Origin of the sequence: Streptomyces sp. WP-1 (genome assembly GCF_030450125.1) — a bacterium.
In the GTDB taxonomy this organism is placed as follows: Bacteria; Actinomycetota; Actinomycetes; order Streptomycetales; family Streptomycetaceae; genus Streptomyces; species Streptomyces incarnatus.
On record NZ_CP123923.1, the window covers coordinates 6,136,640 to 6,145,000 of the forward strand.

Annotated in this window: 11 protein-coding genes (1 of these 11 running past the window's edge); 7 read left to right on the forward strand and 4 right to left on the reverse strand. The window is 71.2% G+C overall.

Annotated elements, in window-relative coordinates:
- The first annotated feature begins 215 nt into the window (after positions 1 to 215).
- From QHG49_RS27150 to QHG49_RS27160, 3 genes are all read left to right on the forward strand, one after another.
- Positions 216 to 1,331: a GAF domain-containing sensor histidine kinase gene (locus QHG49_RS27150; RefSeq protein ID WP_301492937.1), complete on the forward strand. Its 1,116-nt coding sequence runs from the start codon at positions 216 to 218 to the stop codon at positions 1,329 to 1,331.
- A complete protein-coding gene (locus tag QHG49_RS27155) occupies positions 1,324 to 1,965 on the forward strand; it encodes a response regulator transcription factor (RefSeq protein ID WP_145489267.1) in 642 nt (213 codons plus the stop codon). Before QHG49_RS27150 ends, QHG49_RS27155 begins: the two co-directional genes overlap by 8 nt.
- A 188-nt stretch (positions 1,966 to 2,153) precedes the next feature.
- Complete coding sequence (locus tag QHG49_RS27160) at positions 2,154 to 2,393, forward strand: chaplin (RefSeq protein ID WP_085564085.1); 240 nt, start codon at positions 2,154 to 2,156, stop codon at positions 2,391 to 2,393.
- Positions 2,394 to 2,462: 69 nt separating this feature from the next.
- Here the strand turns inward: QHG49_RS27160 and QHG49_RS27165 are convergent, their stop codons facing one another.
- The gene (locus QHG49_RS27165; protein WP_145489269.1) at positions 2,463 to 3,251 is read right to left on the reverse strand and encodes a hypothetical protein; all 789 of its coding nucleotides are present in this window, start codon (positions 3,249 to 3,251) and stop codon (positions 2,463 to 2,465) included.
- A gap of 150 nt (positions 3,252 to 3,401) precedes the next feature.
- Here QHG49_RS27165 and QHG49_RS27170 point away from each other — a divergent pair, with 150 nt between their 5' ends.
- The 3 genes from QHG49_RS27170 (at position 3,402) to QHG49_RS27180 (ending at position 5,803) form a co-directional block, all read left to right on the forward strand.
- Entirely contained in the window at positions 3,402 to 4,199 is a 798-nt protein-coding gene (locus QHG49_RS27170) for an ABC transporter ATP-binding protein (protein WP_145489270.1), read from the forward strand.
- Positions 4,200 to 4,324: 125 nt separating this feature from the next.
- Positions 4,325 to 4,756, forward strand: a complete 432-nt coding sequence (locus QHG49_RS27175; protein ID WP_145489272.1) for an NfeD family protein — start codon at positions 4,325 to 4,327, stop codon at positions 4,754 to 4,756.
- Positions 4,757 to 4,837: 81 nt separating this feature from the next.
- Positions 4,838 to 5,803: an SPFH domain-containing protein gene (locus tag QHG49_RS27180; RefSeq protein WP_159700144.1), complete on the forward strand. Its 966-nt coding sequence runs from the start codon at positions 4,838 to 4,840 to the stop codon at positions 5,801 to 5,803.
- Between the two features lie 135 nt (positions 5,804 to 5,938).
- Here the strand turns inward: QHG49_RS27180 and QHG49_RS27185 are convergent, their stop codons facing one another.
- The 3 genes from QHG49_RS27185 to QHG49_RS27195 all read right to left on the reverse strand — a co-directional run bounded on the left by QHG49_RS27185 (position 5,939) and on the right by QHG49_RS27195 (position 7,980).
- Positions 5,939 to 6,445: an HNH endonuclease gene (locus tag QHG49_RS27185; protein ID WP_301491633.1), complete on the reverse strand. Its 507-nt coding sequence runs from the start codon at positions 6,443 to 6,445 to the stop codon at positions 5,939 to 5,941.
- Positions 6,446 to 6,613: 168 nt separating this feature from the next.
- The gene (locus QHG49_RS27190; RefSeq protein WP_085564082.1) at positions 6,614 to 7,153 is read right to left on the reverse strand and encodes a YbhB/YbcL family Raf kinase inhibitor-like protein; all 540 of its coding nucleotides are present in this window, start codon (positions 7,151 to 7,153) and stop codon (positions 6,614 to 6,616) included.
- Positions 7,154 to 7,197: 44 nt separating this feature from the next.
- Entirely contained in the window at positions 7,198 to 7,980 is a 783-nt protein-coding gene (locus QHG49_RS27195) for a sporulation protein (RefSeq protein WP_159700138.1), read from the reverse strand.
- 114 nt (positions 7,981 to 8,094) lie between these two features.
- Here QHG49_RS27195 and QHG49_RS27200 point away from each other — a divergent pair, with 114 nt between their 5' ends.
- On the forward strand, positions 8,095 to 8,361 hold the 5' portion of the coding sequence (locus QHG49_RS27200) for a DNA-3-methyladenine glycosylase (RefSeq protein WP_145489279.1). 384 nt of this gene lie beyond the right edge of the window; the window shows 267 of its 651 coding nt (coding positions 1–267); the start codon lies at positions 8,095 to 8,097; its stop codon lies beyond the right edge, outside the window.

Sequence of the window (8,361 nt, forward strand, 5' to 3'; positions counted from 1 at the left end):
GGCGGAGGGGCCCTTCGGCGTACGACGGCCGCCCGGACCCTCGGACGTACGGCACCGGGCGGGGTCCCCGGGGCCTACGCCGCCCGGCCTAGGACCAGCGGACGGCGATGGGCCGTCGGCGGCCCGATCCGCGCCCGGGCACCCCGCCGGTACCGTGAGGGCATGAGCCACCGCCCCGGTCCGGCCTCGCCGCGGTGAGTTCCGCGCTGCTGGCCATGAGCAGGCATCTGGAGATGCGCGACGTCCTGAAGACGATCGTCGCCTCCGCCCGCGAACTCCTCGACGCGCAGTACGCCGCCCTCGGCGTCCCCGACGACCACGGCGGCTTCGCCCAGTTCGTCGTGGACGGCGTCAGCGACGCCCAGTGGAAGGCGATCGGCCCGCTGCCCCGCCAGCACGGCGTGCTCGCCGCGATGCTGCACGAGGCCCGCCCCGAACGCCTCGCCGATGTGCGCAAGGATCCCCGCTTCGAGGGCTGGCCCGACGCCCACCCCGACCTCGTCGACTTCCTGGGGCTGCCCATCCGCGACGGCGACGAGATCATCGGCGCGCTCTTCCTCGCCAACAAGCTGCGCCCTGCGGAGGGACATCCCCCGTGCCCTGAACCGCAAGGCAGTTGCGGCTTCACCCAGGAGGACGAGGAACTCCTCGCCCTCCTCGCCCAGCACGCCGCGATCGCCCTCACCAACGCCCGCCTGTACGAGCGCAGCCGCGAACTGACCATCGCCGAGGAACGCTCCCGCCTCGCCCATGAACTCCACGACGCGGTCAGCCAGAAGCTGTTCTCGCTGCGCCTGACCGCACAGGCCGCCGCCGCCCTCGTCGACCGCGACCCCGCCCGCGCCAAGGACGAACTCCACCAGGTCGCCGCGCTCGCCGCCGAGGCCACCGACGAACTGCGGGCCGCCGTCGTGGAGTTGCGGCCCGCCGCGCTGGACGAGGACGGACTGATCGCCACCCTGCGCACCCAGATCCAGGTCCTCGACCGCGCCCACACCGCCCGCGTCACCTTCACCGGCACCGGCTACCGCGCCCTGCCCGCCGCCCAGGAGGAGGCCGTGCTCCGGGTCGCCCAGGAGGCCCTGCACAACGCGCTGCGCCACGCGGACGCGGAGCGCGTCGACGTGAGCGTGGCGCGGCGCGGCCAGGGGGCGGTGCTGCGGGTCAGCGACGACGGCGCCGGCTTCGACCCGGCCGCCGTCGGCCGCGCCGGGCGGCACCTCGGACTGGTCTCGATGCGGGACCGGGCGAGCGGGGTCGGCGGCACGCTGACCGTCGAATCGGCGCCCGGCAAGGGCACCACGATCGAGATGGAGGTCCCCGGTGGCTGAGCCCATCAAGGTGCTGCTCGTCGACGACCACCAGGTCGTCCGCCGGGGCCTGCGCACCTTCCTGGAGGTGCAGGAGGACATAGTGGTCGTCGGCGAGGCGGCCGACGGCGCGGAGGGGGTGGCCCGCGCCGAGGAACTGCGGCCCGACGTCGTCCTCATGGACGTCAAGATGCCGGGCATGGACGGCATCGACGCGCTGCGCAGGCTGCGTGAGCTCGACAACCCCGCGCGGGTGCTGATCGTCACCAGTTTCACCGAGCAGCGCACGGTCGTACCGGCCCTGCGCGCCGGCGCCGCCGGGTATGTGTACAAGGACGTGGACCCCGACGCCCTGGCCGGCGCCATCCGCTCCGTGCACGCCGGGCACATCCTGCTCCAGCCCGAGGTGGCGGGCGCGCTGCTGTCTCAGGAGGAGGTCAACTCCGGTCAGGGCCGGGGGAGTTCGCTCACCGAACGGGAGCGCGAGGTGCTCGGCCTGATCGCCGACGGCCGCTCCAACCGGGAGATCGCCCGTGCGCTGGTGCTGTCCGAGAAGACGGTCAAGACGCACGTCTCCAACATCCTGATGAAGCTCGACCTCGCCGACCGCACACAGGCCGCGCTGTGGGCCGTACGGCACGGAGTGGCCGGCTGAGACCTCCGTACGGACGAGACTTCCGTACGGACGCCGTACGGAAGTTCCCCCCAGAAGTCCCGTTCCGGACTGAGATTCATACCGTCGTGGGAATGTCACCCGGATGGCGCATCCCCGGGCGATCTCCGCCGTTCTCCAGTGCGTGCCACGGAGAACCGCCGTGGTGAACGTCCAAGAGGGGTTTGAAAGTGAAGAACCTGAAGAAGGCAGCGGCCGTGACGATGGTGGCCGGTGGCCTGCTGGCCGCCGGTGCCGGCCTGGCCTCCGCCCAGAGCGAGGCGGGCGGCGCGGCCGTGAACTCCCCGGGCGTCGTCTCGGGCAACGCCATCCAGGCGCCGATCCACGTCCCGGTGAACGTGACCGGCGACAGCATCGACGTCATCGGCGTGCTGAACCCGGCCTTCGGCAACGTCGGCCTCAACCACTGAGGCATCACGACCGCGGCGCGGGCCCCCCGGATCCACCGGGGGGCCCGCCCCTTTGTCCGGCCCCGGAGGTCACCTCACCCTCCGCTCCCTCTCCTCCACCATCGAGTTGTACGCCGCCACCTGCGCCCGCCGGGCCGTCCGCTCCACCGGGCGCAGCGCCTGGGTGCGCGCCGCCATCTCCGAGGCGGTCACCGCGGCCCCGTGGCCGTGGTCGTGCGCCAGGGCGATCAGCAGGCCGATCCGCTGCGCCAGCTCCAGGACCCGGGCCGCGCGGGGCGGATAGCCCGGGGCCAGGACCTCGCGGCCGGCCTCCGCCCGCGCCCGGTACGCGTCGATCGCGGCCTCGGCCACCGGGCCCGAGGCGGCCACGTCCAGCCGGGCGAGCACCGCCGTGGCGTCCCGCAGGGCCTCCGCCAGCTCCCGCTCCGCCTCGCCCAGGGAGGGCACGTCCGCGGGCGGGGCCTCGCGCACCGGCAGGGCGTGCCAGACCACCTCGACATGCACATCACCCGCGGGCCCGGCCTCGTGCACCTCCGGCACCAGCCCCAGCGCGGTGCCGAAGCAGACCACCGCCTCCTGCGCGTCCAGCGCCCGCGCGTTGAACTCCGGCGGGCCGCTCAGCCCCAGCGGATGGCCGGGTGCCGGCAGCGCCACCCGCAGCCCCGTCGCCCCGAGCGCCCGCAGCCGCCCCAGCGCGAGCGTCAGCCCCACCGGCGCCGCTTCCCCGGGCAGCCCGGCCACCCGGTGCACGGTGTCGTCACCCACCATGGCGAGCGCGGCGTCATCCGGAGAGACAAGTCCGGCCAAAAGGGCATTTCCCCAAGCGGCAAGGCGTCCTGAACGCGGTTCCGTGAGCATGCCCCCACCCTAAGGACCGGACCGATGGAATGGACCGGCGCGCCGGTGGCGTAGATTTCATACGGGCCGTGCCCACCGGCGCGGCGGACCGCGCCACAGGCGTACGCGACAGCCGAGACCGGCCACACAGCAAGGGGAGACAACGCGCTCATGAGCGATGTTCTGGAGCTTCAGGACGTATCCGTGGTCCGTGAGGACCGGGCTCTGGTGGACCAGGTCTCCTGGTCGGTGAAGGAGGGCGAACGCTGGGTCATCCTCGGCCCCAACGGCGCCGGCAAGACCACTCTCCTGAACGTCGCCTCCAGCTACCTCTACCCCACCAAGGGCTCCGTCACCATCCTCGGCGAGACCCTGGGCAAGCCCGGCACCGACGTCTTCGAGCTGCGCCCCCGCGTCGGCGTGGCCGGCATCGCCCTCGCCGACAAGCTCCCCAAGCGCCAGACGGTCCTCCAGACGGTCCTCACCGCCGCCTACGGCATGACCGCCGCCTGGAAGGAGGAGTACGAGGACGTGGACGAGCAGCGCGCCCGCGCCTTCCTCGACCGCCTCGGCATGAGCGACTACCTCGACCGCCGCTTCGGCACCCTCTCCGAGGGCGAGCGCAAGCGCACCCTCATCGCCCGCGCCCTGATGAGCGACCCCGAGCTGCTGCTCCTGGACGAGCCCGCCGCCGGTCTCGACCTCGGTGGCCGCGAGGACCTGGTGCGCCGCCTCGGCCGGCTCGCCCGCGACCCCATCGCCCCCTCGATGATCATGGTCACCCACCACGTCGAGGAGATCGCCCCCGGCTTCACCCACGTCCTGATGATCCGTCAGGGCAAGGTCCTCACCGCCGGCCCGATCGAGCTGGAGCTGTCCTCCCGCAACCTCTCCCGCTGCTTCGGCCTGCCGCTCGTGGTCGAGCAGGTCGGCGACCGCTGGACCGCCCACGGCCTGCCGCTGTCCTGACCCCGCCACCGCCCCCGGCCACCCCCGGCCGCCCGTGACCCCACCCGGCCGGGACCCTCGCGCAAACCTGCCGGGGTCCCCGACGCGCCCTGTCCGCCGCCCGGCCGTGGCCCTACGATGACCACGTGAACGACATCGACGCATGGGTGTGGTGGCTCGTCGGCGCGGCCGCGCTCGGAATCCCGCTCGTCGTCACCGCCATGCCCGAGTTCGGCATGTTCGCGGTGGGAGCCGTCGCGGCCGCGGTCGTCGCCGCCCTCGGCCCCGGCGTCGTCGCCCAGGTGATCACGTTCCTCGTCGTCTCCGTCGCGCTCATCGCCGTCGTACGGCCCATCGCCAACCGGCACAGCAGGCAGCGGCCCCAGTTCGCCAGCGGCATCGAGGCGTTGAAGGGCAGGCAGGCCGTCGTACTGGAGCGGGTCGACGGCGCCGGCGGCCGCGTCAAGCTCGCCGGGGAGATCTGGTCGGCCCGCGCCCTGGACGCCGACCGGGCCTACGAGGCGGGCCAGGAGGTGGACGTCGTGGACATCGAAGGAGCCACGGCGATCGTCATCTGAGCCATCCTGCCTGCGAGTTGGGCCGGAGTCTGTCAGACTCGACGGGCAAGATCCTTTGAGGAGAGGGGTACGGGCAACACGATGGAACCGGTCATCATCGTCCTGATCATCCTGGTGGTGTTGGTCTTCATCGCCCTGATCAAGACCATCCAGGTCATCCCACAGGCCAGCGCGGCCATCGTCGAGCGCTTCGGTCGCTACACGCGGACCCTGAACGCGGGCCTGAACATCGTGGTCCCGTTCATAGACACCATCCGCAACCGCATCGACCTGCGCGAGCAGGTCGTACCGTTCCCGCCCCAGCCGGTGATCACCCAGGACAACCTGGTCGTCAACATCGACACCGTCATCTACTACCAGGTGACGGACGCCCGTGCGGCCACCTACGAGGTCGCCAGCTACATCCAGGCGATCGAGCAGCTCACCGTCACCACGCTGCGCAACATCATCGGCGGCATGGACCTGGAGCGCACCCTGACCTCCCGCGAGGAGATCAACGCCGCCCTGCGCGGCGTCCTGGACGAGGCCACGGGCAAGTGGGGCATCCGCGTCAACCGCGTGGAACTGAAGGCCATCGAGCCGCCGACCTCCATCCAGGACTCGATGGAGAAGCAGATGCGCGCCGACCGTGACAAGCGCGCCGCGATCCTCACCGCCGAGGGCACCCGGCAGGCCGCGATCCTCACGGCCGAGGGCGAGAAGCAGTCCCAGATCCTGCGCGCCGAAGGTGAGGCCAAGGCCGCCGCCCTGCGCGCCGAGGGCGAGGCCCAGGCCGTCCGCACGGTCTTCGAGGCCATCCACGCCGGCGACCCGGACCAGAAGCTGCTGTCCTACCAGTACCTCCAGATGCTCCCGAAGATCGCCGAGGGCGACGCCAACAAGCTCTGGATCGTCCCCAGCGAGATCGGCGACGCCCTCAAGGGCCTCTCCGGCGCCATGGGCAACTTCGGCTCCCTGGGCGGCGGCAACAGCGGCGGCGGCGCCTCCCTGCCGGCCCAGAACAAGGGCCCGGCCACGGAGCGCCGCGAAAAGCCGAGCATCGACTAGGGGCTGCTTCGCAACGCAGGGCACCACCCGCGCCCCATCAGGGGCGCGGGGCCGTATCGATATACGGCTCCGCCGCGCGGGCGCGAGCAACGCACGGCAACCCGCACCCGCCGTCAGACAGAACCCGGCAGACTCTTAGGCCGCATCCCGAGCGAGCCACTCAGGAAGCCCGTCCAGGTCGTCCTGCCGCAAAGCCAGGAGCATCGCATCCGCCGGCGTCGGCTCGAAAGGCGCCCGCAGCAACGCCATCCCGGCCTCCTCCGGAGTCCGGTCCGCCTTCCGGTGATTGTCCTCCGCACACGCCGCCACCGTGTTCAGCCATGTGTCCTGCCCACCCTGCGCCCGCGGCACCACATGGTCCACCGTCGTCGCCCTGCGCCCGCAGTACACGCACCGGTGCCGGTCCCGCACCAGCACCCCCCGCCGCGACCACGGCGCTTGTCTTCGGAACGGCACCCGTACATATCTGCACAGCCTGATCACCCGGGGCGCGGGTATGTCCACAACGGCCCCCCGCATCCGCAGCTCGGGATGGGCCTGCTCGACCACCGCCTTGTCCTGGAGCACCAGGACGACGGCTCGGTTCAGAGTCACCGTAGACAGCGGCTCGAAACTCGCGTTCAGCACCAGCGTGTCACGCATCCAGCCCACCTCCCGTGCGCACCTGCCCACCCCCCGGCGGGCTCGGATCAACTCTGGACGGGCGCGCCGAGATGGACAACGCAATAAAAAATGCCCGCCCCCGATCACTTCCAAGACCGGAGGCGGGCAAACGTTCAATGAACGCTCGGCTCGAACCAGACGGGGCGTTCAACCCTGCTCGGTGTTCTCGTACTCGCCGATGAGCTGCGCCCGCGCGATCGCGTGGAAGCGCAGGTTGAACCCGACGAAGGCCGGCGAGGCGTCCGCGTCGGGACCCAGCTTCTCCTGGTCCACCGCGTACACCGTGAACACATAGCGGTGCGGGCCGTCACCGGGCGGCGGGGCGGCGCCGCCGAAGTCCCGCGTCCCGTAGTCGTTGCGCGCGTGCACGGCACCCTCGGGCAGGCCCTCGAACTTGCCGCTCGCCGCGCCCGCGGGCAGCTCCGTCACCGAGGCCGGGATGTCGAACAGAACCCAGTGCCAGAACCCGCTGCCGGTCGGCGCGTCGGGGTCGTAGCAGGTCACGGCGAAGCTCTTGGTCTCCGGCGGGAAGCCCTCCCACCGCAGCTGCGGCGAGGTGTTCCCGTCCGCGTAGACCTGGGCGCCCTTCAGCGTCGCGCCCTCCTGGACGTCCTCGCTCGTCACCGTGAACGACGGCACCGGCGGGTGGAAGTCATGGGGGAGCGGTCGCCGCTTCAGCTCGGTCACCTTGGTACCTCCTGATCGATGATCTGGAAAGAACAGAGCGAACTCTAGAGCCAGTTGCGCCGGCTGCCGACCTCGGAGAGCCACTGGTTGAGGTAGGCCGCCCAATCGGTCCCCTGCCAGTCGTGGTGGCCCACCTGGAAGGAGCGGTAGGTGTCCGAGCCCTCGCTGAACAGACCCGCCTTCTTGTCCATCTCCAGTACGACGTCCATGGCGTGCTCGTCGGCCACGAAGCTCAGCTCGACCTGGTTCAGACCCCGGTACTGCGACGGCGGGTAGAACTCGATCTCCTGGTAGAACGGCAGCCGCTGCCGGGTACCGCGGATGTGGCCGCGCTCCATGTCGGCGTTCTTGAACCGGAAACCGAGGCCGATGAACGCGTCCAGGATCGCCTGCTGCGCCGGCAGTGGGTGCACATTGACCGGGTCCAGGTCACCGGAGTCGACGGCCCGCGCGATCGCCAGCTCGGTCGTCACCCCGATGTGCATCCCGCGCAGCTCCTGGCCGTCGATCATCGTCACCGGCGTCTCCCAGGGGATCTCCAGGCCGAACGGCACCGCGTGCACGGCACCGGCCTGCAGCTCGAAGGCACCGCCGAGCCGCACCTTGGCGAACTCGATGTCCTGCTTGTACTCCTCGTCGCCGCTCTCGACCTCGACCCGCGCCTGAAGACCGACGGAGAGCCCCTCGACGGCCTGGTTCACGGACCCGCCCTGGATCCGCACCTCACCCTGGACCACGCCACCCGGTACGACATTCACCTCGGTCAGCACCGTCTCGACCGAGGCACCGCCGGCTCCCAGGCTCGCGAGCAGCTTCTTGAACGCCATTGACTCTCCCTTTACGAACGGACCTCGCCCCTACAAACGCCCGCACCCCCGTGGCCGGTTCCGCTCGGGCCGTACCCCGTCCGGACCACTCGCCGTGCACTACCCTCGGACGGCATGATCGCGCCCAGGGACCGTATGCCACTGCCAAGGAAGTTCTTCGACCGCCCGATCCTGGACGTCGCCCCCGACCTCCTCGGCCGCATCCTGGTCCGCACGACACCCGACGGCCCGATCGCGGTACGCCTGACGGAGGTCGAGGCGTACGACGGTCCGAACGACCCGGGCTCCCACGCCTACCGCGGCCGCACCGCACGCAACGCGGTGATGTTCGGGGAGCCCGGACATGTGTACGTCTACTTCACCTATGGCATGTGGCACTGC

Bases quoted from the DNA above. Each gene is read 5' to 3' on its own strand.
- QHG49_RS27150 (WP_301492937.1), top strand. From the start codon at position 216: ATGAGCAGGCATCTGGAGATGCGCGACGTCCTGAAGACGATCGTCGCC.
- QHG49_RS27165 (WP_145489269.1), bottom strand. From the start codon at position 3,251: ATGCTCACGGAACCGCGTTCAGGACGCCTTGCCGCTTGGGGAAATGCC.
- QHG49_RS27170 (WP_145489270.1), top strand. From the start codon at position 3,402: ATGAGCGATGTTCTGGAGCTTCAGGACGTATCCGTGGTCCGTGAGGAC.
- QHG49_RS27180 (WP_159700144.1), top strand. From the start codon at position 4,838: ATGGAACCGGTCATCATCGTCCTGATCATCCTGGTGGTGTTGGTCTTC.
- QHG49_RS27185 (WP_301491633.1), bottom strand. From the start codon at position 6,445: ATGCGTGACACGCTGGTGCTGAACGCGAGTTTCGAGCCGCTGTCTACG.
- QHG49_RS27195 (WP_159700138.1), bottom strand. From the start codon at position 7,980: ATGGCGTTCAAGAAGCTGCTCGCGAGCCTGGGAGCCGGCGGTGCCTCG.